The sequence below is a fragment of the Cupriavidus basilensis genome, assembly GCF_000832305.1.
In the GTDB taxonomy this organism is placed as follows: domain Bacteria; phylum Pseudomonadota; class Gammaproteobacteria; order Burkholderiales; family Burkholderiaceae; genus Cupriavidus; species Cupriavidus basilensis_F.
In genome coordinates this window covers 1,004,429-1,029,806 of the sequence record NZ_CP010537.1, presented here as the reverse complement: position 1 = coordinate 1,029,806, position 25,378 = coordinate 1,004,429, and the positions used below count along the sequence as shown (strand labels likewise).

Below are 25,378 nucleotides of genomic sequence, written 5' to 3'. Positions count from 1 at the left end.
AGGAGACAACGCATGAACACGAACATCTACCAGGTCGGACTGGATCGCCGCGCCGCGAACCACATGCCGCTCACCCCCCTGCACTTTCTTGACCGGTGCGCCGAGCAGTATCCGGACCGCACCGCCATCATCCATGGCCCCGTTCGCCAATCCTGGAAGGTAACAAGGGAGCGTTGCAGGCAACTGGCCAGCGCGCTGGTCAAGCGCGGCGTCGGCCGCGGAGATACGGTGTCGATTCTGGCGCCAAATACACCCGCAATGGTCGAAGCCCATCACGGCATTCCGCTTAGCGGTGCAGTGCTGAATGCGATCAACTGTCGCCTGGATGCTGACGGCGTGCGGTTCATCGTCGCGCACGGAGAATGCAAGGTGTTGTTCGTGGACCGTGAGTTCTCGGCACTGGCTGCCGAGGCCTTGCAAGGCTTGCCGAATGCGCCACTGGTGATCGACATTGCCGACGCGCTGGCGCCGGCGGGCGAACCGATCGGCGCAATGGAGTATGAGCAATTCCTGCGCGAGGGCGACATCGACTTCCCCGGCGTCTGGCCCGATGACGAGTGGAATGCGATCGCGCTGAACTATACGTCCGGCACGACATCCGACCCCAAGGGCGTGGTGCCTAGTCATCGCGGCGCATATCTCATGAGCATGTTGCAGCTGACAGACTGGGGAATGCCGCGCGCGCCGAAGTACCTGTGGACGCTCCCCATGTTCCATGCGAACGGCTGGTGTTTTTCATGGGCCGTCACGGCGGCCGCCGGCACCCACGTTTGCCTGCGCAAGGTGACCGCTGCCAACATTTTTAGTGCAATCGAGGCATACGGTGCGGACCATTTCTGCGCCGCGCCGATCGTGCTTTCGTCACTTGCCACCGCGACGCAGGAGGAGCGCCGTCCCTTCTCGCACGTTGTGCGTATCCGCACCGCTGGGTCTCCGCCGCCTGCAAGCGTGCTCAAGGCAGTGATCGAGCAGGGCTTTGACGTCGAGCATGTGTATGGCATCACCGAAGCGTCGGGAACGCCGGTGAGTTCGTACGCGAATCCCGCATGGAATGAAAAGTCCGGCGATGAGAAGGCCCGCTTGATGGCTCGCCAGGGAAACCGCGCCGCAGGCCTCGAAGGGCTCCGTGTGGCCGACCCGGACACGATGGAATCGGTCCCCTGGGACGGCACGACACAGGGCGAGTTGCTCTTGCGCGGCAACATCGTGATGAAAGGCTACCTGAAGAACCCCGAGGCCACCGAGGCGGCTTTCGCCGGTGGGTGGTTCCACACGGGTGATCTCGCCGTCGTGCATCCGGACGGGTACGTCCAGATCACCGATCGGTCGAAGGACGTGATTATTTCAGGCGGAGAGAATATTTCGTCGGTCGAGGTCGAGGACGTCCTCCACCAGCATCCCGCCGTGCTGATTGCCGCTGTCGTGGCGCAACCTCATCCCAAATGGGGCGAGTCGCCGTGCGCGTTCATCGAACTCAAGAACGGTGTGGCAGCGCCGACGGAAGCTGAGATCATTGCGTTCTGCCGCAGCCGTCTGGCCCACTACAAGTGCCCGACCAGGGTTGTGTATGGGGCGTTACCCAAGACGGGAACCGGGAAGATTCAGAAGTATCGCTTGCGTGCGTTAGCGGGCAGCCGGGAAGCGATCACGGAACTGGCTGCCAATCACACAGATTGAGGGCACTGTCCGCGATCTACGATAGTCAGCTGCGTCGCTCGTCGCTCGTCGCTCGTCGCTCGTCGCCATTCGGAGCATCAGTTATTCGCCATCTGGCCTGCATGACTGATGCAGATTTTCCCGAAATGTTGGCCAGTAACCAGGTAATCCATGGCGTCTCGCAATGCTTCGAACGGAAATACGCTGTCGACGACCGGGCGCAGCCGTTGTCCGGCAATATGCGCCGACATGGATTCGAAGTCCGCCCGGCTTCCGACGGTAATGCCTTGTAGCCGAACATGGCGCGTGACAACCTGGCCGAGAGGAATCCTGGGTTCGGAACCGGAGAGCACGCCGATCATGCTGATGGTGCCCCCCGTGCGAACTGCACGCAGCGACTGCTCGAGCGTCCCCGCTCCTCCGACTTCGATGACGTGGTCAACCCCGGCTTCGTCCGTCATCGCTTTGACGGAGCGTCCCCATTGCGGATCCGTGGTGTAGTTGATGGTCTCATCCGCACCGAGCTCTCGTGCCCGCGCCAGCTTCTTGTCACTCGACGAAGTGATGATCACATGCGCACCCAGCGACTTGGCGAACTGCAAAGCGAATAGCGAAACGCCTCCTGTGCCCTGCAACAGGACCCTGTCTCCCCCCTTCAGTCCCCCTTCAGTCACCAAAGCACGCCACGAAGTGACAGCCGCGGTGGGCAGTGTGGCCGCCTCAAAGTCGCTAAGGTGTGAAGGGACGTGACAAACGCCTTCGGCCGGCAGCACCATGTAGTCACTCATGGTTCCATCCTGTTCGCAACCCAAGCTGGAGAGCATTGTCTCGTTGCTGGGCTTTCCAGCCAGCCAAGTCTGGTAAAAAATCGGACAAACTCGATCACCCAATGCCACGCTTGACACACCATCACCCATAGCGTCAACGATGCCCACACCATCGCTAAGCAAAATCAATGGCAGATCCTGCATTCGCCTACCGTATCCACGCATGGGAATGATGAGGTCACGATAATTCAACGCCGCAGCGCTCATTCTCACTCGCACCTGGCCAGGCCCTGGTGTCGGTCGCGTACGGGTGGCCATTTTGACGTTATCCATGGACCACGCCTGATCTACTTGAAACGCGCGCATCAATTCCACCTCTCTTGTCAGCTCTTCCACTGGATCGTTGAACCGGTACTGTGCCAATTGAACTCAGGACCGCGCCTCACCGATATCGACCTTAATCGACTCTTCTGGTTCCAATAGTGCCCCGCCTGTGTCAGCCTCAATTAAGTCACGAAGGCTCCTGTACCGCACTCACATCTTTCCGGGCGGCAGACTTGGCTCCGCTTCTGCGCATGTTCAGTATCAATGTATTGAGTTCGCCGACTACGCCCTTTCGAAAGACTAGCACGCAGCCAATAAACGTCAAACCAGTCACGATAGTCACCGATTCGCCGAGGGCTCCGAACCATTCAATATGCGTGAGATCTGCGAGGAATACACCGATTTCGCCAAGCTTGTTCTCGAGGATGAGAATGATGATTGCACCGACTATCGGCCCGGTGAGCGTGCCAACACCGCCGACCAAGGTCATCAAAACCACTAGTCCCGACATTTGCCAGTGAACATCAACGAGCGTTTCGAACCCGAGGACAAACGCTTTTGTCGCGCCCGCAAGCCCCGTCAACGCCGCGGAAAGAATGAAGGCAACAAGCTTGTAGCGATCTGCATCGTACCCGAGCGAGATGGCACGAGGCTCGTTCTCCTTCACCGCTCGCAGGATTTGCCCAAACGGAGAATGGACAATGCGGGCAATGAGTGCGAGTGTCAATGCAAAGATGACCAGGACGACGTAGTACATGACCGTATCATCAGAGAGGTCGATCATCCCCATCAGTTTCCCTCTCGGAATTCCCTGCATTCCATCCTCGCCACCCGTGAAGGAAGCTTGAAGGAAGACAAAGTAGACCATCTGCGCCAGCGCAAGGGTAATCATGGTGAAGTAGATACCCTTTCGCCGAATTGCCAGACCCGCCATAAGGAACCCCAACAACGCAGATGCCAACACGCCAAGAACGATCGATCCTTCAATCGGAATGCCCAGGTCCCTGGCTGCGTACCCTGCCATATAGCCGGCTGCACCGAAGAGCGCGGCATGTCCAAACGAAAGGAGTCCGGTAAAGCCAATTAACAGATTGAAGGCGCAGGCAAACAGTGCGAAGCACATGATCTTCATCAATAACACCGGGTAGATCAGTGAAGGCAGGAAAATGGCGCCGCACAGCGCGATGAAACAGAACGCTATCTTACTCATCGACTACTCCATCAATTCTCTTTACCAAACAGCCCGGATGGCCGTACCAGCAGCACGATCGCCATGAGGATGAAGACCACGGTCGCGGACAATTCAGGGTAGAAAACGCGTGTCAGACCCTCAATTACGCCAAGTCCGAGACCTGTCAGGATCGAACCGATGATCGACCCCATCCCCCCGATGACGACCACCGCAAAGACTGTGATGATCAGGCTCGAACCCATGAGCGAAGACACCTGGATCACGGGCGCAGCGAGAACTCCGGCGAACGCGGCAAGCGCCACGCCAAACGCATATGTCAGCGTGACCATGACTGGCACATTGACACCGAATGCCTCAACGAGCTTCGGGTTCTCCGTCCCCGCCCGGAGGTAGGCTCCAAGCTTCGTGCGCTCAATCACGTACCAGGTACCCATGCAGACCAGAAGTGAGGCTGCCACGACCCATGCTCTATAGGTAGGCAACACCATGAACCCAAGGTTTATGCCACCGGACAGCGCATCCGGTGCGGCATAAGGCTGCCCCGAGACACCGTAGGCGGCCCGGAATACACCTTCCACAACCAAGGTAATCCCAAGGGTCAACAGTAAGCCGTAGATATGGTCTACCTTGTACAGCCAACGCAGCATGGTCCGCTCGATCAGGAGTCCAATAACGCCAACAATGAGTGGCGATGCGAGCAGCATCACCCAATAGTTGATACCAAAGTAATTCATCCCCATCCAGGCGAGGAACGCTCCTACCATGTAAAGCGCCCCATGCGCGAAGTTGATGACGTTGAGCAACCCAAAAATGACTGCCAGCCCAAGCGAAAGCATCGCGTAGAAGGAGCCATTGATGAGGCCAATCAAAAGTTGGCTCATCAGGGCTGGCATTGGAATTCCAAGAATCTCGTCCATCTCATCAGACTCCCAGTAGTTCACCTAGCAACGAGGTCTTTTCATGAAGCTCGCCCGCGGTAAAATGTTCGATGGTTTCGCCATGCTCGACGATGTAAAAGCGATCCGCCAACGGCGCCGCAAAGTTGAAGTTTTGCTCTACCATGACGATGGTGTACCCTTTTTCCTTAAGCCTGAGTATCATGCGCGCGAGAGCTTGAACGATCACGGGGGCCAGCCCCTCGGATATCTCGTCAAGAAGAAGTAGCCTCGCGCCGGTGCGGAGAATTCGCGCCACAGCAAGCATTTGCTGCTCTCCTCCAGACAATCTCGTGCCAGGGCTATTTCTTCGCTCCGCGAGGTTCGGAAACATGCCGTAGATCTCATCGATCGACATGCCACGGTCGGATCTCGACAACGTAGGCGGCAGCATCAGGTTCTCTTGCGTAGTGAGACCGGAGAAGATGCCGCGCTCCTCCGGGCAGTAGCCGATCCCCAGGTGGGCAATCCTGTGGGTTGCCATATGCACTGACTCGATCCCACTCACCTTAATCGAACCCCTCCGGCTACCTGTAAGCCCCATGATTGCCCGGAGTGTTGTGGTTCGGCCGGCACCATTTCGGCCAAGCAGCGTAACAACCTCCCCCTTGTTCACCGAGAAGTTGAGCCCGTGCAAAATGTGGGACTCCCCATACCAGGCATGCAAATCGACGACCTCAAGCGCCTTTTCCATCCGCACTCCCCCCTGCGAGCAATCTCGCCCTATGTTCAATGCGATCCCACCAAGGACCCGCTTGTCGTTCCCATATACGCTTCCATGACCTGCGGAATCGCGGATACCTCCGCATACGTTCCTTCGGCCAGTAGCGCTCCACGCTGCAAGACGGAAATTCGATCGCAGATGCCAGAGACAACATTCATGTTGTGCTCAACCATCAGGATGGTTCGGCCTGCAGATACGCGTTTGATCAGCTCGGCTACCCGGGAGACATCTTCATGCCCCATCCCCTGCGTCGGCTCATCGAGCAGCATCAGCTCCGGCTCCATGCCCAGAGTGGTTGCAATCTCGAGCGCCCTCTTTCGTCCATAGGGAAGGTCTACAGCGATGGCGTCGGCATAAGCGGCGAGGTCAACCTCCTCCAGCAACGCCATGGCTCGCTCATTGAGACGATGCAGTGTGCGATCGCTCTTCCAGAAGTGGAAGGAGGTACCAAGCGCGCGATGAAGGCCGATCCGCACGTTCTCCAGGACCGTAAGGTGGGGAAACACCGCAGATATCTGGAACGAGCGGATGATCCCGTCTTTCGCCAACTGTGCGGGCTTGGCGCCGGTGACGTCTCGACCGTTGTACAAGATTGCTCCGCTACTCGGAGCAAGGAACTTCGTCAGAAGGTTGAAGCAGGTTGTCTTTCCCGCGCCATTTGGTCCAATCAGTGCGTGAATATGGCCACGTTGAATCTTCAGATTCACGTCTGATACGGCGGTAAAGCCTTTGAACTGTTTCGTAAGGCTGCGCGTCTCTAGGATGACGTCCATCATCGTCACCTCCCAATCATGAATGTAGGTCGCTCCGTGCAGTGCGGCCGCAGCGATGAGCCGCTCGCGGGTCGGGTTGGCGGTAGGGCCAATTCCGACGCGTTGGGAGCAGGGAGTGATATCTGTCCTGGAATCTCAAGCGCTGGAGGAACTTGGCTCCAACGCGTGCCAGCCTGATCGAAAACAAAAATCGTGCGGAACCACGCTTCGCTCGCGCTTGAGAATAGGCGTCCGGCTATAGGTCTAGCCTTTCTTGAGCAAGGGGCACTTGCTCTGTTCAACCGGAATAGTCACGGTACTCGCGGGCAGCGTCTTCTTGAATTTGTAGTAGTCCCACGGGTACTTTGACTCCGCAGGACTTTTCACCTGCATCAGATACATGTCATGCACCATTCGTCCGTCTTCGCGAATCTTTCCATTTTTCGCGAAGAAATCGTTAATGGGAAGCTCGCGCATCTTGGCCATGACGTCCTTTGCATTATCGGTACCTGCGGCCTGAACCGCTTTGAGATAGTGCATGATCGATGAGTAGTCGCCGGCATGAACCATATTCGGCATTTTATTCATCTTGTCAAAATAACGCTTCGACCATTTTCTCGTCTCGTCGTTCATGTCCCAATAGAACGGCGTCGTCAGCAGGAGGCCTTGCGCAATATTCAACCCCATCCCGTGAACGTCGGTAATGGTGGTTGCAAGCCCGACGAGGCTTTGCTTTCCACTTCTGGTTACGCCAAACTCCTGGGCGGACTTCATGGCGTTGACAGTGTCAACACCTGCGTTGGCCAGGCCGATAACTTTTGCCTTCGAAGCCTGTGCTTGCAATATGAATGAAGAGAAATCCGACGCACCGAGCGGGTGCTTTGCGGAACCGACGACTTTTCCTCCTCCGCCCTTTACGGTGCCAGCGAGTCGGTCCAGCATGAGGGTGCCAAAAGCGTAGTCAGCTGCCAGAATGAACCAGGTGTCGCCATTTTGCTCGAGCATCGCCTTCGCAGTTCCGTTGGCAAACGCGTATGTATCTGCAACGTAGTGGACTGTGTTCGGTGTGCATTCCTCGTTGGTCAGCTTCTCGGTCATCGCGGCGGTCACAATCGCGATGCGATTCTTTTCGTATGCGAGCTTGCTTACCGCAATGGCTACAGCAGAGTTCGTCAGATCCGCTACCACGTCTACCTTCTGCGTGTCGAACCATTCCCGCGCTTTGGTTGACGCCGCATCTGGCTTGTTGAGGTGATCGGCAACCACGACTTCGATCGGCTTGCCTAAGACTTTCCCACCGAAATCTTCGACTGCCATCTTGATGGCTGTCACTGCTCCAGGCCCGGAGAACTCGGAGTAGGTGCCAGACAGATCCGTCAACACACCGATCTTGATGACGTCGTCCGACACCTTCGACTGCTGTGAATGCGCCGTATTGACACTCAGCGCGACGCTGATCGCCGCAGCGCCAAACTTGATGTAGCGTTTCATCCTGTCTCCTTATTTTCTTTAGTTCTGTCTCTTCTACATCTTGAACATCTGCACAATCGCAGTGATGTCCTTCGATCCTTCACCCTTCAGACTCAGCAACTGGAAGAGTTGCTTGGACAACGCTGTCATGGGCAGCGGTTGCCTCGTGCCACTCGCTGCATCAAGAGCAAGAGAGAGATCCTTGATCATCAGATCGCAGGCAAAGCCTCCGGAGAAGTCGTTCGATGCAGGCGCACTCTTCACCACGCCGGGGTATGGGTTGTAGACTTCGGATACCCAGCAACGGCCTGAGGACGTATTGATAATTGCGGCCAGCACGTCAGGAGCCAAGCCGAGGCTCACGCCGAGGCACATCGACTCGGACACGGCGATCGTGGATACGCCAAGCAGGAGGTTGTTGCAAATTTTGGCCGCTTGCCCGCTTCCTGCAGGCCCGCAGTTGACGATATTCTTGCCCATTGCCATTAGGATTGGCCGGGCTGCAACGAAAGCCTCTTCCGTGCCACCGACCATGAACGTCAGCGTTCCTGCTTCAGCGCCCGGCACACCTCCGGAAACCGGAGCATCAATCATCGCTTTGCCGGACGATTGAGCCATCGACTCCAGGTCACGAGCCGTTTGAGGGTCACTTGTGCTGCACTCGATGATCAGCGTGCCGTCCTTGGCATGTGCGAGCACACCGTCCGGCCCGGCAACGACACTGCGTACAATGGCCGGATTGGGGAGCATGGTGATGACGACGTCCACGGCTGCCGCAAGGTCGGCAATCGATCCGGTGGCGATGGCCCCGCGCTCAACGGCAAGGCCGATGGCCTGGGATGAAGTGTCAAATACGTGTACGGCATTCCCGCTTCGCAGCAGGTTGGAAGCCATGGGCAGACCCATGTGGCCAAGACCGATAAAGCCGATTTTCATAGCGTCTCCTGATCGTTTATTTTCTATTCGCGTTGGGCGGTATTAGGGATGAAGCAAGATCTTCCCAAAGTGTTTGTCCTCTGCCATGGCGTCTTGCGCGGTCAGTGCTTCAGACAATGGGTAGGTGGCCGCGATGACTGGCACTAACGCCCCGGAGACGAAAAAGGGGTAGACGTCGCGCGCGAACTCCGCAAACAGCGCGGTCTTTTGCTCGATGGTTCGCGTTCTGAAGGAGACGCCGACAAGGCTGATCCGCTTCTTGGCCAGCGTGTCAAGGTCAATCTCGCCTTTCGTGCCGCCAACCCAGCCAACGTTCACAATTCGCCCCCCAAGGGCGACGCATTCGAGGTTGTCCGAAATGACAGGACCGCCGACCATGTCGACCACAACATCTACACCGCGCCCATCGGTGACCTTGAGCACTTCTGTCGGGATATCGTGCTGTCCGTTGATCAAGAACCGATCCAAGCCCAGTTCCGCCAGACGGTCTGCTTTGGCATTGGGTCGTCCCGTGCCGATCACCCGCTTTGCCCCCATTGCCTTCGCAATTTGCAGCGCGGCAATCCCTACCGCAGAAGCGACACCTTGGATCAAGACAGTCTTGCCGGACGAGAATTGACCATTCGTGACAAGTGCGTTATGCGCGGTGGGATACACGGTTGCTACCGCGGTCGCCTGGTCGTAAGTGAACGTTGGCGGCAGACGCAGTGCGACACGGTGATCGATCGTGGCGAGCTCAGCATAAGCGCCCGTCGTCATCCCCATTACCTTGTCGCCGATTTTGAATTCGCTGACGGCGGCGCCGACCGCAATGACGTCACCGGACATCTCGAGCCCGGCGATCAAGGGCTTGCCAGCTGCGGGCCCACCGTGCGCAGTGGAACGATGCAGGTCGATGCGATTGATCCCGGCGGCACGCACTGACACCAGGAGTTCGTTGGCCTCGGGTACTGGATCTTCAACGGTTCGGTACTCGAGCGTCGGACGCTCTTGTCCTGCTCCATTCACAATAACAACTGCTTTCATCATTCGTCTCCATTCCTCTATGTAGATCCGATGTTTCCATGGCCTGGGCGGCCTGACGGCCGCCGCGTATGGGATTTACGCGCTGGGATTGAATGCGAGAGAGATAGGCAGTGCGCGGTCGTCAGGCTCGGGCCAGCGTTGCGAGACCGTTTTGATCTTCGTGTAGAAGCGGGCGGCATCCGGGCCGTAGAGGTGTCCTTCGCCAAACTTGGAGCGGCGCAAACCACCAAAATTGAAGTAGGCGGACGGCAGCGGAACGGGAACATTCACACCGATCATGCCGGACTCGACCTCCATCATGAAGCGATGTGCCGACTTTCCGTCGCGGGTGAAGATCACCGAGCCATTGCCATACTCATGCATGTTAGTGATTTCGATTGCCTCCTCGAAGCTTGTTGGCCGCATGATTCCTCGCACGGGGCCAAACACTTCCTCTTTATAAAGGTGCATGTCGGTTGTGACGCGATCAAACAAGGTCGGGCCCAGGTAGAAGCCATTGGGATGGCCGGGAATCTCGATCTCTCGTCCGTCAATCACCAGCTCGCCACCTTCCTCGATACAGCGGGAAATGGCGCGTTCGACAGACGTCCTCGATTCCCTGGACACAACCGCGCCGAAGTCCGCGCTGGCATCGTTGTAGGGTCCGACCTTCAGCGCCTGGATCTTCGGAATGATGAGATCCCGCAGGCGTTCAGCCGTTTCATGGCCCACGGGAAGGAGAAGCGAGACCGCCATGCACCGCTGGCTCGACGACCCAAAACCGGCAGAAACAAAGGCACTTGCTGCAGCTTCCAGGTCGGCGTCGGGCAGCACGACCATATGATTCTTTCCACCTGTGAAGGCCGCGACCCGCTTGTTGTGTGAGGTACCCTTCTGGTAGATGTACTCCCCGACAGTGGTGGAGCCCACGAAGCTCACACCGGCGATTCCCGGGTGCTCGAGAATCGCGTCCACCACTTCCTTGTCGCCCTGCACGACGTTAAACACGCCGTCCGGCAGGCCGGCCTCTTTCCACAGGCGGGCAAATTCGAGCGCCGCGCTGGGTACCTTTTCGGAAGGCTTCCATACGATGGCATTTCCGACAGCGACCGCCATCGTCATCATCACGGCAGGAACCATAATCGGGAAGTTGAACGGGGTAATGCAACCAACGACACCGATTGGTCGACGCATCGAGAAGACCTCAATATCGCCGCCGACGTTGTTCGCATATTCCCCCTTGGCCACATGGGGGGCGTTGCAAGCGAACTCAATGCCCTCAATCGCCCGACCCAGTTCGCCCTTCGCGTCCGGGATCGTTTTGCCGTGCTCGCGCCCGATTGCCTCTGCCAACGTATCCAGATTGGCGATCATCAGCTCACGCAGTTTGTAGATTACTGCCTGGCGCGCAGCATGCGAGGCACGCCCCCAGCGCCGCCCGGCCTCCTTGGCCACCATCACCGCGTGGTCTACGGTCGCGAAAGAGCCATAAGCGCACCGGGCGATCTCTTCGCCCGTGGACGGATTGTGTACGGCGCCGGTACGCGTACGAGGTTCGGAATAGGTCGTGCCGGCGATGAAGTGCTCGATCAGGCTGGACATGGGAAACGTGCCTCCGTGGTTTCTATGGACTGTCGGTCTCGGGCTCCAGTGACACCCGGGCCCTCGGTAGGAGGCATCTTATTTCAGCGTTTCTGCATTTGGTATAAGATAAATTGGAAGATAGGTATCCAAAAATGCATACTAAAGATAGCTATGAATCACTTTGATTGGGATAATCTCAGAATTTTCTTAGCAGCGGCCCGCTCACAGTCGGCCTCGGAGGCGTCGCACACGCTCAAGTTGAGCCAGTCGACGATATCGCGACGAATCCAGCGCCTGGAACGCGATACCGGATCGAAGTTGTTCGAACGTAGCTCTCTGGGCCTTAGCCTGACAAGCGCTGGTCATCGGCTCTTAGAGCATGTCGAGAAGCTGGAAAGCACGTTGTCCGCTGTCGAGACAAGCGTGTTCAGCGACAGCCTGGCGTTAACCGGTGAGATCCGTTTGGGCGCCACGGAGGCCTTCGGAACATTCTTCCTCGCACCGCATGTTGGCCAGTTTTGCGCTCGACATCCGGCCATTGCGGTTGATGTTCTCCCAATGCCTCGTTCCCTGAATCTCTCAAAGCGGGAAGCGGACGCTTCAGTGGCCATTGACCGGCCGAGTGCAAACAGCTTTGTGACCTGCAAGCTTTCCGACTACCGCTTGCTGCCATATGCAACGCCCGCTTACTTGGCGGAACATCCTCCAATCCGAGAGGTGGAAGATCTTCAAAGCCATAGATGGATTGACTACGTTGATGATCTGATCTTTTCGCCGCAACAATTCTCACTGCAGAAGTGGTTGCCCTCCAGCAAGCCATTCCTGCGTAGTACAAGCGTCATTGCTCAAGCTCAGGCAGTGAAAACCGGGTTAGGCATCGCCGTCCTTCCCTGCTTTCTGGGCAGCGTGACTGAGGGATTGGTGCCAATTCTCTCGGACAAGGTAGACGTCACCAGAACGTTCTGGCTGGTTGCTCCGCCTGAGCGAAGAGAGGTAGCGCGGGTCAAGGCACTCTGGGACTACATTCGCGAAGTCGCAGAAGTGAATCGGGACTTTTTGCTAGGTCGAACGGCGACAATAACATGGGTGCCATAGTCGTGATTCGCCCGACTTTCTGAGCGTGAGCCAACAACTTCAGCCTGAGGAGCGCATGACGATCGCGAGCATGAGCCAGAGCCGTTCGAGTGTGCTGGCCATGGCCCGCACACTCGGGCGCTCGGCGGGCATCATCAGCTTTTGTTGAAGATCGTCATTCGTGCGACCCGCGCTCATCATTCAAGCGACCATCGCTTTTTGCTCGCATCACTCATGCCAATGTAGCTTTTCAATGCGAAACGAGGTCCCGGTGGCGTTTTGCGCTCGCTGTGCGAGGCAACTGATTTAAGTTGCCAATCCCGTTGAGCCGCCAGTACCCAATCGTTTCGAGCTCGTGAAGTGAAGCAATCGCGGGTCTTCCGCAATTTGTGTGACGACGGCGAACTCGCGTGGAGGACCTCGCCGCCGTCTTTCCCGCCCCACCACCACTCTTCTGCCTGTTGACAAACGTGGGCGAGGCCGCCAGCTTCGTCCTGGCCGTACAAACTCACCCGCCTGCGATGGCGACCAGACTATCCGGTCCGGCAGGACAAAGCAGGCGGGTTTAACTTGGCTTCAATACCCGCAGCCGTAGAAGCTCGATATTCGCGCGGCCATACATCTGGCGCTTGAGGAACTTGAGCCGGTTGACGTGCCCCTCGGTCTCGCCATTGCTCCAGGGCAGCATGAAGGCCGCCCGCACAGCCGGTAAGTCGGCTCGCAGGCTCGGAGTAGGCGCCGGCCCGGTTTGGACTAGAACTTGTGGCGGATGCTCATGGATACGCCGGTCTGGTTTTGTCCCTGACCGATTGCACTGCCAAAGCCATTCAGGCCCAGGTTCGAACCCGCTTTGTTCTTCACGTAGCCGACCGTCAGGAACGCATCAGTACGCTTCGAAAAAACGTAGTTGGCGGAGACAACGGTTGCCCAAGGATCGCGCGCCGTATCCTTGTCGTTAAAGTAGTAGCCTGCGGCAGTCAGCGCGAGCGCGGGGAGCAACTGGTAGCGATAGCCCAGCCAGTACACGTCGTTACGTTTGGGGGCGGCAATACCACCGTTCAGCCAGCGGTATCCGACGTAGACATTGGAGCTTCCAATAGCCAGGTTGGCGGCGGTGGCAAACCGCCGATCGCGCTGGCCGGAGTTTTGCCCGACAACGCCTGCTGTGCCGTCTTGCTGCTCGAAGATGGCAGTCACGCCAAACGGGCCAGTGGCGTACTCCACGCCTGCGCTGAACGCGCGATCGCTCTGGGGATCCCCTGGCACTTCGCTCGCGAAGCCGCCCCCAGCCAGGGACGTGCCACGCGCTGCGCTATACACAGCAACGGCGGATATGGGACCAGACTTTCCAGCAAACTTCACCGAATTGTCGTATCGGCCAACGAAGTTCGGCTCCACGAGCTGCGCGGAGTATTTGCCGCCGAGCATCATCGGATCATAGTTAATCAGCAGATCGTAGAACGCATTCTGCTGCCGGCCGAGTGTCAGGCGGCCCCATTGGTTTTCAAAGCCAACGAAGGCTTGCCGCCCGAAGAGCCGGCCGCCTTGTGAAGAGACGCCGGTATCGAGTTCAAATCCGCTTTCAAGCGCAAATACGGCACGCAGCCCACCGCCAAGATCCTCGGAACCGCGCAAGCCCCAACGCGACCCGGACATGGTGCCGGACGTCACACGCGCGAGGCTGTTGCCAGCAGCGTTGGCGTGCGTAAGGTACTCCAAGCCCGCATCGGCGACGCCGTACAGCGTAACGGAAGACTGCGCCCATGCGGCTGGCGCGACTGCTGCAAGCAAAGCGACAAACGGCAACTTCTTTCTCATGCCCCCTCCTGTTTTGGGTACGCTCACACGTGCCCGTATCTTGTTTCAAAGCAAACGAACCTGGACTCTGGACCGTGACCCCAAGGCGCGGCCATTCCGGTTCGGAAGATACGAACCGGAAGCGTGTAAAGGCGCCAGAAGAAGCTGGCTCGACCTATACCATCTTCTTCAGCGAAGTCTTGTAGGTAGCGCCGCGCTTGACGTAGTCGGCAGCATTGGCGTGCAGGTTCGCGACTTCGCTGTCGGAAAGCTCCCGAACCGCTTTCGCCGGTGAGCCCAGAATGAGCGACCGCGCAGGGAAGCGCTTACCTTCCGTCACGAGCGCACCGGCCGCGACCAGCGAGTCTTCGCCAATCACCGCCTTGTTCAGAATCACTGCCTGGATGCCTATCAGAGACCCGCTCCCCACAGTGCATCCGTGTAGCATGGCCTGATGACCAACGCTGACGTTCGCGCCGATGGTAAGAGGGATGCCGGGATCGGTGTGCAGAACGGCGCCTTCCTGAATGTTGCTTCCCTGCCCGACTTTGATGGGTTCGTTGTCAGCCCGAATGACGGCGCCCGGCCAGATGGTGACGTGTTCTGCGAGTTCCGCGCGGCCAATGACAGTGGCCTCCGTTGCGACGAACGCCGAGTCGGAAACGAAAGGTGAATGTTCGCCGAGCTGATATAGGGACATGCTAATTTCCTGTTCTAGTAATGAGACCAACGACAGTGCTATTCGATGGTGACGTTGGCTTTCCTGACAAGCGCGGCATAGCGTTCGGCTTCGGACTTGAAGTACTTGATCGCAGCTTCCGGGGTGCTCGGATTCACGCTGGTTGCTTGCTCCTCCATGGCCTTCAGGACTTCGGGGCTCGTGAATGCTGCTGCGAAGGCGTCATGGACTCGCTTGACTTCGGGCGGCTTCATTCCTGCGGGACCGATGACTGCAATCCAGCCTTCAACGTTGAAGTTGCGAAGTCCTTGTTCTGCGAGCGTGGGAATTTCGGGCGCAGCGGCGGATCGCTTATCGCTCAGCAAGCCAATCGCGCGAAGACTGCCTGCCTTGAGAAATGGCTGCACCGCGTTGAGTGCAACTACGCCCATCTCGACCTGGCCGCCGAGAATGTCGGTCACCATTGGGCCGGTTCCCTTGTAAGGAATGTGACGCGCCTTGACGCCCGCCTCGAACAGGAACATTTCTCCCGCAAGGTGGAGAATTGTTCCATTTCCAGACGAACCCATATTGAATCCGTCGGGCTTGGCCTTCATGAGAGCCACGAGCTCTTTCATGTTCTTCGCAGGCACCTTCGGATTCACAACCAGGACAAAGGGCACGGCACCAATGATGCTGATCGGCGTGATGTCCTTCAACGCATCGAAGGGCATCGACTTGTAGACACTTGGATTAATGACGTGGTTGTTTGACACAAGACCCAGCGTGGAACCGTCAGGAGAGGCCTTGGCAACTTGTGCGGTTCCTGTTACTCCGCCAGCACCCGGCAAGTTCTCGATCACGACCGGCTGCCCCATGGCTTTGCTGAGCGCGGGACCAGCAGCTCTTGCGATGGTGTCGGTTCCAGATCCAGCGCTCAATGGCAAGATGAGTCGCACTGGCTTGCCGGTCTGCGCAAGGGCGGGAAGGCTAGGCATGCCTGCCATCACCGCCGCAAAGGATGACGTGGCAACGACACAGAGCAATTTGCGGCGGCTGAGCGACGGCCACTGCGTCGAATGAAAAAGCATCAGTTGTCTCCTTTTTATTGATGTATGGGTTCTTTACCCTGCTAGACAGTCGAACGTAGTCGCGACAGGATCTCGGCGTTATGCTCACCGGCACTCGGGAGAGGCCTGCGCACCCCGGGGCGTCGACCATTCATGGTCAGCGGCAACAAGACGACCGGCGCCGTGGACCCGTCCTCCACTTGCATCGGGACAAGGCCGCCGCTCGCCTTCAGGTGCGGATCCTCGATCAGTTGATCAGGGCGGACAATGGGAGCGTATGGGACACCGGCGGCTTCCAGTTTCGGCGCCAGCTCAGCGACGGACATCTGACTCAAAATCTGGCCAAGTTCTTGGAGCATCGTCGGTCGCGCTGCCACGCGCAGCGTGTTGTCCGCATACTCCGGCCGGCCGATCAGTTCAGGATGCCCCAGCACGTTGCACAGTGCGACGAATTGCTTGTCGCTCACCGCGCCAATGAAGAGCTGCTCTCCTTCGGCGAGCGCAAAGATGTCGTATATGCTCCAAGCCTGTGCCCTGGCAGGCATCGGGGGTGGCGCTTCGCCAGTCATTGCATACTGCTGCATGTGCTGTGCCGACAGAAACACGCAATTTTCAAACAGCGCACTCTGGATCTCCTGTCCGCGCCCCGTATGGTCGCGCTCGCGCAACGCCGCAAGCACGCCAATCGCACCGAACATCCCACCCATGATGTCATTCACGGACGTGCCAGCACGCAGCGGCTGACCGACCGGACCCGTCATGTAGGAAAGGCCAGCCATCATCTGGACGACTTCATCCAGCGCCAGCCGATGTTCATAGGGTCCCGGCAAGAAGCCCTTGTGGGTCACGTAGATGAGCCGAGGATTCTTCTCGGCAAGGGTCTTGTAGTCGAGGTCAAATTTCTGCATCAGGCCGGGGCGGAAATTCTCGATCATGACGTCGCACTGCTCCGCGAGCTCGGCGGCGGCGGCACGCCCCTCTTCGGTCTGGATATCCAGTACAACACTCTTCTTGTTGCGATTGAATGTCCGGAAGAAACCAATACCGACGCCAAGCATGTGCCGCGTCTTGTCTCCACCAGGCGGCTCGATCTTGATGACTTCGGCGCCAAGATCGGCGAGAATCATCCCGCATGTTGGGCCCATGACCATGTGTGAAAACTCGAGCACCCGGATGCCGGCCAGCGGGAGCCCCTGTTCGTCCGACTGCTTCACTTCGTATTCCATGTTGCCTCTCTGGCTGCTGCGGTGACTTGGGTAGGCTCAAAAGTTCTCGGAAGCCCGGCTTTCCACAAGGTTCCATGCATGATTTCGCCTGCCAGCCATGCGGCAAGCTTTTCGCGCAAGGTCAGCAGTGCAGGGATGTCGACTCCCGTCTGAATGCCCATGCTCTCCAGCATGTAGGCCAAGTCCTCGCTGGCCACATTGCCGCTTGCACCCGGTGCGTGCGGGCAGCCGCCAATACCGGTCAGACAGGCGTCGAAGCGCGTAACGCCTGTCTGAAGTGCAGCAAACACATTGGCGAGGCCTAAGCCGCGAGTGTCGTGAAAGTGACCACACCAGAGCTTGTCGCCAGCGACAGCGCGCGCTCGCTCAAAGAGGTCCAGGACCATCAGGGGATCGGCATAACCAACCGTATCGGCGAGACAGACGCGGTCCGCACCAGCATCAAACAACGCTTGCATCAATCGAAGGACTTCTGCGATCTTCACTTCGCCCTGGATGGTGCAGCCGAAAGCGGTCCCTACTCCGCCTTCGATAACCGTCTTCGAACCAGCGGCATCTCGTGCAGCGCGAATGCGCCCGACGTCCGCTACCACCTCGTCGGGGGTCTTTCTCAGGTTCGCAAGGCTGTGAGCGTGGCTTGCAGACAAAGGCACGATCATCAAGTCCGCACCGCTGGCGATGGCGTCTTCTGCGCCGCGCAGGTTTGGTACAAGAACAGAAACAAAGAGGCCTGGGAAAGTGCGGGCGAACGCTACGATCTCCGCCGTGTCGGCGAGTTGTGGCAAAAGGCGGGCTGGCACAAAGGAGCCGACTTCCAACTCCCTGAGTCCTGCGTCGTAGGCCGCGCGGATCCATTCCTTTTTCCGTTCGGTCGGCAGAATTGTCTGGATGCTCTGAAGTCCATCGCGTAAGCCGACTTCGCGGATCACAGCGCGGTGTGGGAACGTAGCTGCCATGTGTGATTTAGATGAGATTGGGTTGTTGGCCATCAATTTATGACGTTAACGACACGACGAACAGCGATCATTCGTGTAGGCTATCGTGACGAACTGGAACGGCTGACCCACCACTGAAGCTCAGCCAACACTTGGGGGAATGCCTAGGTTGCTCTCTATGCAGCTCTTCCGATATGGCCTATGAGAGACTTTGACCTAACATCGCTGCGCCTATTTGTCGCCACGTGCGAAAACCAGAACATCGCTCGTGCGGCGGAACAATCGCACGTGGTTGCTTCCGGTGTCAGCAAGCGCCTCACTCAGCTAGAGGATCTGGTTGGAGCGAAGCTGTTCGAGCGGGGCCGGCGCGGCGTCATTCCGACGGCTGCGGGCGAGGCGCTGCTAGCCCATGCGCGTGCCATGATTGCTGCAGCGGACCGCGCCGCTCGCGACCTGGCGGACTTCGGAAGCGGCATACGAGGTCACGTACGTTTAATCGCTACGGTGTCATCGATGGCGGAGTCGCTGCCGCAGGACATAGCATCGTTTTTACGGATCCCGGAGCATCGAGACATTGCTGTGACGGTCGATGAGGGATTGAGCAATGACATTGCTCAGGCTCTGCGGGAAGGCACCGTTCCCTTGGGCATATGCTGGAACGCGGCGGGCCTGGAGGGGTTTCAGACAAGACCCTATCGCAGCGATCATCTGGCGGCAGTTGTCCCTGTCGAACACCCCCTCGCAAACGCGGATCGATGCACGTTTGCACAAACGCTCGCGTTCGACCATATAGGCATGCCCGCGCAATCCGCCATTCAGGCATTACTAGGCAGGCAGGCGGCCATTCTTGGCGCAAGGATGCTCTATAGAGCAGTGGTCTCCACGTTCGACGGCGCTCTTCGATGCGTCCAGGCAAACCTCGGGGTCTGCATCATTCCGGCCGAAACGGTACTGCCCATAGCTGGAGCCTTCGGAGCCAAAGTGATTCCCCTTGACGATGCGTGGGCGCGGCGAAGCTTTTCACTTTGCTTCCGCAACTTTGAGGCTCTGTCGCCCGCGGCGCGCCTTCTCGTCGCCCACTTGTCAGAAAAAAGCCAGGCGGAGCAGTAGAGAGAGAGAGAGAGAGAGAGAGAGAGAGAGAGAGAGAGCAGCAGCCACCCCGCCGCACCGGTTCCTGAGCATTGCCACTTCTGCCACTGCGTCTGTTCAGGCGTTGTACGCCTCGGGCCGTTGCGCCGTCGGGTCTTCCTTGAAACTCCTGCGACAGGATGCGACCCATGACCATTGGAGCCGGACTCGAAGCGAAAATCCTGCGCTACTACCATGCCGACTCGTACGCTCGCAACGCGCATCAAGTCCGCTGCCCGACCATGCTCGCGTCGTGGCTGTGCGAAGAGGCCGACGACTTGTGCTTGATCAGCGCAACCGCGACACCGCCGATCACCGCGGCCATTGCAATCGCGAGGAAGTTCTGCACCAGCGGCAGCTTCATCGAGACCAGCAGCCCGATCACGATCGGCGCCGCGATCGCGCCGATACGCCCGACCCCCGAGGCAAAGCCGAGTCCCGTCGAACGGATCGACGTCGGGTAGAACTGCCCGGCATACGCGTACAGCAGGATCTGCGTGCCCAGCGTCGACGCGCCGACGACGGCAACGATGAGGAACAGCGGCTGCGCGCCGTAGCCGAGCAGCGTCAGCGAGACCGCCGCGACCGCGAAGAAAGCGGTCGTCACCCACTTGATGTTCAGCTTGTCGGCGAGCCATCCGCCACCGACGGCGCCGACGACTGCACCGGCGTTGTAGGCGAGCAGGAAGTTCAGCGCCGAACCGAGACTGTAGCCGGCCATGCCCATCAGCTTGACCAGCCACGAACTGAGCGCATAGAGCATGAACAGGCAGGTCATGTAGGCGACCCAGAACATCACCGAACTGAAGCCGCGGCCGTCCAGGAACAGCCTGCCTACGGTCGGACCTTCGGCCTTGTCCTCGGCCGGAACGAGGAACTCTTCGTGCGGCTCGAGCCGCATGTCCGGCCGGATTTTCCGGACCACTTCGCGCAGATGCGTGTCGTCGTGCTGCTTCATCAGGAACGGCAGCGACTCAGGCATGTACTTCAGGATGAACGGGATCAGCACCGCCGCGGCGCCCGCGGCGATGAACACAGATTGCCAGCCATAGGTCTCGATGAACTGCTTGCCGAGCAGTGCGGCGAGGATGCTGCCGACCGCGTAGCCGCAGCACATCAGCGTGACCATCACGCTGCGCACCTTCTTTGGCGAGTATTCGGTCATCTGCGCGGCTGCATTCGGGATCGCGCCGCCGATGCCGAGCCCGGCGAGCAAGCGCATCACGCTGAAGGTGATCGGGTCGTTGGTGAACCCGGCGGCCGCGGTGAAAGCGCTGAACAGGAACACGCAGATCGCGATCGCCCAGCGGCGACCGATCTTGTCGGCCAGCGCGCCGAGCGCGATCGCTCCGAACATCATGCCGAACAGCGCCGAACTGGCCATGAAGCCCGCGGTCGCGGCATCCACATTCATCGCCTTCATGATTGACGCAAGCGCGGTGCCGGCGACCGCCAGGTCGTAGCCGTCGAGCACCAGGATCACGAAACACCAGATCAGCACGGACCAGTGAAAGCTGTTGAACTCGGCCTCATCGGCCAGTTTTTGAACATCGATCCGGTGCACGCTTGAAGGTGCTGTTGCCAGCTCAGGGCGGATTGACTTCATTGACTTGTCTCCTTTTATCTTCAGTTTGAGGTTCGGCATGCGGCGCAGTCACACATTCTGGGCCGAGACCTCACAGCCAACGACCGCCAGTGCATAGACAAGGTCGCTCCCCTTGGTCCGTGCAGGCTGCCCCACCCTCACACGCGAGGGGCTTCGGGCAGGCGTTCACCGCCGCGAACGACGTACTTGGCGGGATACAGTGTGACGAGAACCTCGACTTCGTCCTCCGTTGCCCCAGTGCACGCGCTCCAGATCGCGCTCACCTTTTTGGCCAGCGATAGCACGGCGCCGTCGCTGCGCCCATCACGTATGTGGCAGAAGATCAGCGTTTCGGAAGTGGGCTCTCCCGAACGGTAGGTATTCTCGGGCGTGGATTCATGGAATACGACGCTAATCAAGTCGAGCGGCGAGAGGATGATCTCCCTGATCGCGCTCGTGAACTCGCTGGCGAGCTTGGCCTTGACGCCAGCTTCGATTCCGACCTTGCATTCGCAAACAATGACGGGCATGTTGTGTCTCCGTGAAGATAGGGTTGTTGAGGCTTCAGTCTCTCGGAACGTCGCCGCGGGCGATTGCATCGGGATGCCACCACTTGCTTGGAAGTGCCATGACATCGCGTCGTGCCACCGCTCCAGGCCAAGCTCGTTATCGGTGGGCCGGTGCCCGCCAGTGCGACGTGCACCAAACAGCGCCCACGCGTTTGGCCTTTCGTGCGAACGTTCTTCCAGCGAGCACTGCCTTACCCTGGTCCCCGGGGTCGGGGAAAGCACCGACCGGCTAGCGCCGCGAGTCACGCTCAAGAATGGATGGAGGAAACCCTCGTTGACAGGGAACTGACGATAACATACGCTTCGTTTACTAAACGATCGTATTGTTAAACGCACCTGAGGTGTGGACGCGCGTCTTCTTACTCATCCATGGAGCAATTCACATGGCAGAAAAGAAAGCCATTCTGGTGATTGGAGCCGGCGACGCTACCGGCGGCGCCATCGCCAGGCGCTTTGCCAAGGAAGGCTACATCGCGTGCGTTACCCGCCGCACCGTCGGCAAGCTCAAGCCCCAGTTTGACGAGATCAGGATCGAACGCGGCGAGGCGAACGGCTTCGGTTCCGACGTGCGCAAGGAGGACCGCCAATGCTGCCACGGGAGCCCGGCACCATGATCTTTACGGGCGCAACGGCCAGCTTGCGCGGACGCGAAGGTCTCGCCGCATTCGCCGGCGCAAAGCATGGCCCGCGCGTACCCCTCTCAGCGCTTCGCCCACGCCGTCACGAATATGCACGCATGACTCGGGACCGCGTCTCTGGCTAAGCCTTCAACGTATCACTCCTTCTTTCACAACAATTTGCCGGCTTTGACCGGCGTACGGAGACAAACCTTGGCACAAAGTCGCAGCACATTTCTCAAGGCCGCCGTCGCGCCGGCGGCCTTGCCGGTCGCCGGTTGCCGCTCGTCATCGGATGACAGCGCCGCACTGAAAGCCAACGCCGATCCCGTGCTGATCCGTGCCGTCGCATCCGGCGACACAGCCGGCGTAGCCGCCGCGGTGATCACTCGCGATGAGACCCTCTACACCGCGGCGCAGGGAGCGCGCACGCTGGGCGCCTCCGCGGCGATGGACCTGGACACGGTGATGCGCATCGCCTCCATGACCAAGCCGATCACCAGCGCCGCAGCCATGCAGCTGGTCGAGCAGGGCAAGTTGAGCCTGGACGGACCAGCGGCCGCGGTGATCCCCGAGCTGGGCGCTCTCAAGGTTCTGGAGGGTTGGGACACGAATGGCGCACCCCAGCTGCGAGATGCCAAGGGCCAGCTCACCCTGCGGCATCTGCTCACCCACACGTCCGGCTTCACCTACGAGATCTGGAACGCGGACCTGGAGCGCTTCTACCGCACGCAGAACGTCCCAGACGTCCTGACGGGGCAGAAAGCGGCGCTGCGGGTGCCTCTGTGCTTCGACCCCGGCACGCGCTGGGAATATGGCATCGGCATCGATTGGGTGGGCCAGCTGGTCGAAGCCGCCAGCGGCATGCGCCTGAGCGACTACTTCCAGCGCAATATCACAGGACCGCTGGGCATGGACAGCACGGCGTTCAAGATCAGCACGGCCATGCGTACTCGACTGGCCGGCATGCACTCGCGCGGAGACGACGGCGAGTTATCCGTGATCGATCTCGGAACAGTGCAGGATCCCGAGTTCGAGTCGGGCGGCGCAGGCCTGTACTCCACCGCCAACGACTACCTGAAGTTCATGCGCATGATCCTCAATGCGGGGCGGGGCAATGACAACCAGGTCCTCAAGCCGGAGACGGTGGCCCTGATGTCGCGCAATGCCATGGGCGCTCTTCGCGTGAGCAAGCTGCCGACGCAGCTTCCTTTTTTCTCGCGCGACATGGAATTCTTCCCCGGCGTGCCCAAGACCTGGGGCCTGGGCTTCATGATCAACGAGAGCGCGACGCCCACGGGCCGCAGCGCCGGCAGCCTGGCATGGGCGGGACTGGCCAATACGTACTTCTGGATCGACCCCACCCTGAACATCGCAGGCCTGGCCATGATGCAGTCGCTGCCGTCCGTGGATCCGAGAACCGTGGACGTGTTCTACGGTTTTGAAAAGAGCGTTTACGCCTCGCTGATCTGATGCCTGAAGGGCAGTGACCGCCCTTCAGGATCGAGGGCGCAGGGTCTATGACATGGCTTGTTCATTCACAACACTTTGCCGGTTTGACCGGCGCACGGAGACAAACATGAAAACACTGACTCGCAGACTCTTTGATGCCGCTGTCATGGTCGCGCTTTGCAGCGCCGCCGCCGCGACGGCGCAGCCCTATCCGAACAAATCCATCCTGATCAAGGTCGCTTACCCGCCCGGGTTCGGGGTTGACGCTTCAGTGCGTCCATCCGCACCCGTGCTGGAGCGCGCCCTTGGGCAGACTCTCGTGATCGACAACATGCCCGGTGCGAACGGCTCCATCGCGGCGATGAATGTGTTGAAGGCGTCGCCCGATGGATACACGCTGCTCGCGACGGCCGGCCCGGATTTACTGGTGGCGCCCCTAACGGTCGCGTCGGCCAAGTACACCTTCGACAGCTTCAAGCTCATCGGTTCGTTCGGGATCTCGGACATGGTCCTCGTCAGTCATCCCGACCGCCCTTTCAACAATCTCAACGCGCTCCTCGAACAGATGCAAAAGCGTGGCGCGAAGGAGCTTTCCATTGCCCACTGGGGCCAGGGCACGCTCGCTCATCTCGCGGCCGCTGAATTCCAGAAGCGAGTCGGTGTCAAGTTGCTGGAGGTGCCGTACAAAGGCATCGCTCCCATGGCCACGGCCGTCGCCGGTGGCGAGGTGGACCTCGCGTTTGTTCCTCTAGCGGGGCCGATCCTGGGAATGATTCAGACCGGGCGGATCAAGGCCGTCGCCTTCGCGAGCGCCAAGCGACATCCGCTCATTCCGGACGTCGCGACGTTGAGCGAGCACGCTCGATTCAAGAACTTCGAATTCGGCATCTGGACGGGCTTGTTCGCGCCCGCGCGCACCGCCGATGCTATCGTCGCGCGCCTTAGCAAGGCCTTCCAGGAGTGGAACGACAGCCCGGAATTCCTCGCGCTCGCGACCGTGCAGGGCTTTCGCAAGCTGGACTCAATGACGCCGCAGCAGGCAGCGGCCTTCTTGCGTGTAGAGAACGAAAAGTTCATCAACATCGCGAAGACCCTTAATCTGGTGGCGCAATAACGCCACCGCACCGGAAAGGCCCATACGATGACCGTTCGAGACTTTCACTACTACGAGCCCGCCAAGGGCCACGGGCTGAGCCACAACCCGCTCAATGCACTGGTCGCCCCGCGGCCCATCGGCTGGATCTCGTCACGCGACGCGCAGGGGCGGGTCAATCTCGCGCCCTACAGTTTCTTCAACGCGTTCAACTACGACCCGCCGATCATCGGATTTTCTTCGATCTCCTGGAAGGATAGCGTTCAAAACGCATCGGAAACACGCGAGTTCACCTGGAACCTGGTCACCCGCGAACTGGGTGACCAGATGAACCAGACCTCATCACCACTTCCGCGCGGCGAGGACGAGTTCCAGTTCGCCGGCCTCACGGCCGTGGCGGGTCGCAAGGTCAACGTCCCGCGAGTGGGCGAAAGCCGCGCGGCCATGGAATGCAAGGTGATCGACATCGTGCAATTCCGAAACGCCGAAGGCGAAAAGGTAAGTGGCTGGCTCGTGTTGGGCGAAGTGGTGGCCGTGTACATCGACAAGACACTCCTGAAAGACGGCGTTTATCAGACAGCCGACGCCTATCCGATCATGCGGTCCGGCGGACTGAATGACTATGTCCAGGTCTCGCCAGACAATGTCTTTCAGATCGCGCGGCTCGCGGGCGCCAGCAGCCCGTCGTCGCACGGCAAGGGATAGCGACATCCGAAAGACGGCACATGCCAAGGAGATGCAACACCCCCATGCCGGACTGGTACCTGCACACGCAGCCGCGTGATGCCTGGACTTACGAACTCGATCTCAGGCCCCGCATGAAACGCGT

The 25,378-nt window shown here is 59.2% G+C and carries 22 protein-coding genes and 1 pseudogene; 7 read left to right on the top strand and 16 right to left on the bottom strand.

Annotated features, from left to right (window positions below; translation table 11 throughout):
• Positions 1–12: 12 nt before the first annotated feature.
• The gene (locus RR42_RS25360; RefSeq protein ID WP_043354041.1) at positions 13–1,677 is read left to right on the top strand and encodes an AMP-binding protein; all 1,665 of its coding nucleotides are present in this window, start codon (positions 13–15) and stop codon (positions 1,675–1,677) included.
• A gap of 77 nt (positions 1,678–1,754) precedes the next feature.
• Here the strand turns inward: RR42_RS25360 and RR42_RS25355 are convergent, their stop codons facing one another.
• The 9 genes from RR42_RS25355 to RR42_RS25315 all read right to left on the bottom strand — a co-directional run bounded on the left by RR42_RS25355 (position 1,755) and on the right by RR42_RS25315 (position 11,363).
• Positions 1,755–2,756: a zinc-dependent alcohol dehydrogenase family protein gene (locus RR42_RS25355; protein ID WP_236702190.1), complete on the bottom strand. Its 1,002-nt coding sequence runs from the start codon at positions 2,754–2,756 to the stop codon at positions 1,755–1,757.
• A gap of 178 nt (positions 2,757–2,934) precedes the next feature.
• Positions 2,935–3,957: a branched-chain amino acid ABC transporter permease gene (locus tag RR42_RS25350; RefSeq protein ID WP_043354039.1), complete on the bottom strand. Its 1,023-nt coding sequence runs from the start codon at positions 3,955–3,957 to the stop codon at positions 2,935–2,937.
• Between the two features lie 11 nt (positions 3,958–3,968).
• Positions 3,969–4,856 carry a branched-chain amino acid ABC transporter permease gene (locus RR42_RS25345; RefSeq protein WP_043357885.1) on the bottom strand — a complete coding sequence of 296 codons (888 nt, stop codon included), beginning with the start codon at positions 4,854–4,856 and terminating at the stop codon, positions 3,969–3,971.
• 4 nt (positions 4,857–4,860) lie between these two features.
• Positions 4,861–5,568 (bottom strand): ABC transporter ATP-binding protein, encoded by a 708-nt coding sequence (locus tag RR42_RS25340; RefSeq protein WP_043354037.1) that lies wholly within the window; start codon positions 5,566–5,568, stop codon positions 4,861–4,863.
• Positions 5,569–5,603: 35 nt separating this feature from the next.
• The gene (locus tag RR42_RS25335; RefSeq protein WP_043357883.1) at positions 5,604–6,374 is read right to left on the bottom strand and encodes an ABC transporter ATP-binding protein; all 771 of its coding nucleotides are present in this window, start codon (positions 6,372–6,374) and stop codon (positions 5,604–5,606) included.
• Between the two features lie 240 nt (positions 6,375–6,614).
• Positions 6,615–7,841 carry an ABC transporter substrate-binding protein gene (locus RR42_RS25330; RefSeq protein ID WP_043354035.1) on the bottom strand — a complete coding sequence of 409 codons (1,227 nt, stop codon included), beginning with the start codon at positions 7,839–7,841 and terminating at the stop codon, positions 6,615–6,617.
• A gap of 33 nt (positions 7,842–7,874) precedes the next feature.
• On the bottom strand, positions 7,875–8,756 hold the full coding sequence (gene mmsB, locus RR42_RS25325) for a 3-hydroxyisobutyrate dehydrogenase (protein ID WP_043354033.1): 882 nt from the start codon (positions 8,754–8,756) through the stop codon (positions 7,875–7,877).
• 42 nt (positions 8,757–8,798) lie between these two features.
• A complete protein-coding gene (locus tag RR42_RS25320) occupies positions 8,799–9,785 on the bottom strand; it encodes a zinc-binding dehydrogenase (RefSeq protein ID WP_236702189.1) in 987 nt (328 codons plus the stop codon).
• 72 nt (positions 9,786–9,857) lie between these two features.
• Positions 9,858–11,363, bottom strand: a complete 1,506-nt coding sequence (locus tag RR42_RS25315; RefSeq protein WP_043354032.1) for a CoA-acylating methylmalonate-semialdehyde dehydrogenase — start codon at positions 11,361–11,363, stop codon at positions 9,858–9,860.
• A 153-nt stretch (positions 11,364–11,516) separates the two neighbouring features.
• Here RR42_RS25315 and RR42_RS25310 point away from each other — a divergent pair, with 153 nt between their 5' ends.
• The gene (locus tag RR42_RS25310) at positions 11,517–12,440 is read left to right on the top strand and encodes a LysR family transcriptional regulator (RefSeq protein ID WP_043354030.1); all 924 of its coding nucleotides are present in this window, start codon (positions 11,517–11,519) and stop codon (positions 12,438–12,440) included.
• Between the two features lie 732 nt (positions 12,441–13,172).
• Here the strand turns inward: RR42_RS25310 and RR42_RS25300 are convergent.
• The 5 genes from RR42_RS25300 to RR42_RS25280 form a co-directional block, all read right to left on the bottom strand.
• Complete coding sequence (locus RR42_RS25300; protein ID WP_043354026.1) at positions 13,173–14,237, bottom strand: porin; 1,065 nt, start codon at positions 14,235–14,237, stop codon at positions 13,173–13,175.
• A gap of 154 nt (positions 14,238–14,391) precedes the next feature.
• Entirely contained in the window at positions 14,392–14,916 is a 525-nt protein-coding gene (locus RR42_RS25295) for a gamma carbonic anhydrase family protein (RefSeq protein ID WP_043354024.1), read from the bottom strand.
• A 38-nt stretch (positions 14,917–14,954) separates the two neighbouring features.
• Entirely contained in the window at positions 14,955–15,965 is a 1,011-nt protein-coding gene (locus tag RR42_RS25290; protein ID WP_043354023.1) for a Bug family tripartite tricarboxylate transporter substrate binding protein, read from the bottom strand.
• 41 nt (positions 15,966–16,006) lie between these two features.
• Positions 16,007–17,170, bottom strand: coding sequence for a CaiB/BaiF CoA transferase family protein (locus RR42_RS25285; protein ID WP_052494957.1), 1,164 nt, complete (start codon positions 17,168–17,170; stop codon positions 16,007–16,009).
• A complete protein-coding gene (locus RR42_RS25280; protein ID WP_043354021.1) occupies positions 17,155–18,126 on the bottom strand; it encodes a hydroxymethylglutaryl-CoA lyase in 972 nt (323 codons plus the stop codon). Before RR42_RS25280 ends, RR42_RS25285 begins: the two co-directional genes overlap by 16 nt.
• Positions 18,127–18,306: 180 nt before the next feature.
• Here RR42_RS25280 and RR42_RS25275 point away from each other — a divergent pair, with 180 nt between their 5' ends.
• A complete protein-coding gene (locus tag RR42_RS25275; protein ID WP_043354019.1) occupies positions 18,307–19,215 on the top strand; it encodes a LysR family transcriptional regulator in 909 nt (302 codons plus the stop codon).
• A gap of 241 nt (positions 19,216–19,456) precedes the next feature.
• On the opposite strand, the gene RR42_RS25270 is transcribed toward RR42_RS25275, so the two are convergent.
• Positions 19,457–20,797 carry an MFS transporter gene (locus RR42_RS25270; RefSeq protein WP_043357876.1) on the bottom strand — a complete coding sequence of 447 codons (1,341 nt, stop codon included), beginning with the start codon at positions 20,795–20,797 and terminating at the stop codon, positions 19,457–19,459.
• 179 nt (positions 20,798–20,976) lie between these two features.
• Positions 20,977–21,348 (bottom strand): tautomerase family protein, encoded by a 372-nt coding sequence (locus RR42_RS25265; RefSeq protein ID WP_043354016.1) that lies wholly within the window; start codon positions 21,346–21,348, stop codon positions 20,977–20,979.
• Between the two features lie 422 nt (positions 21,349–21,770).
• Here RR42_RS25265 and RR42_RS25260 point away from each other — a divergent pair.
• The 4 genes and pseudogenes from RR42_RS25260 to RR42_RS25245 form a co-directional block, all read left to right on the top strand.
• Positions 21,771–22,078, top strand: a pseudogene (locus RR42_RS25260) (short-chain dehydrogenase); the annotation flags it as partial.
• 139 nt (positions 22,079–22,217) lie between these two features.
• Positions 22,218–23,477 (top strand): serine hydrolase domain-containing protein, encoded by a 1,260-nt coding sequence (locus RR42_RS25255; protein ID WP_144409946.1) that lies wholly within the window; start codon positions 22,218–22,220, stop codon positions 23,475–23,477.
• Positions 23,478–23,583: 106 nt separating this feature from the next.
• Positions 23,584–24,570: a tripartite tricarboxylate transporter substrate binding protein gene (locus RR42_RS25250; protein ID WP_043354013.1), complete on the top strand. Its 987-nt coding sequence runs from the start codon at positions 23,584–23,586 to the stop codon at positions 24,568–24,570.
• Positions 24,571–24,597: 27 nt separating this feature from the next.
• On the top strand, positions 24,598–25,254 hold the full coding sequence (locus tag RR42_RS25245) for a flavin reductase family protein (RefSeq protein WP_043354010.1): 657 nt from the start codon (positions 24,598–24,600) through the stop codon (positions 25,252–25,254).
• Positions 25,255–25,378: the final 124 nt, after the last annotated feature.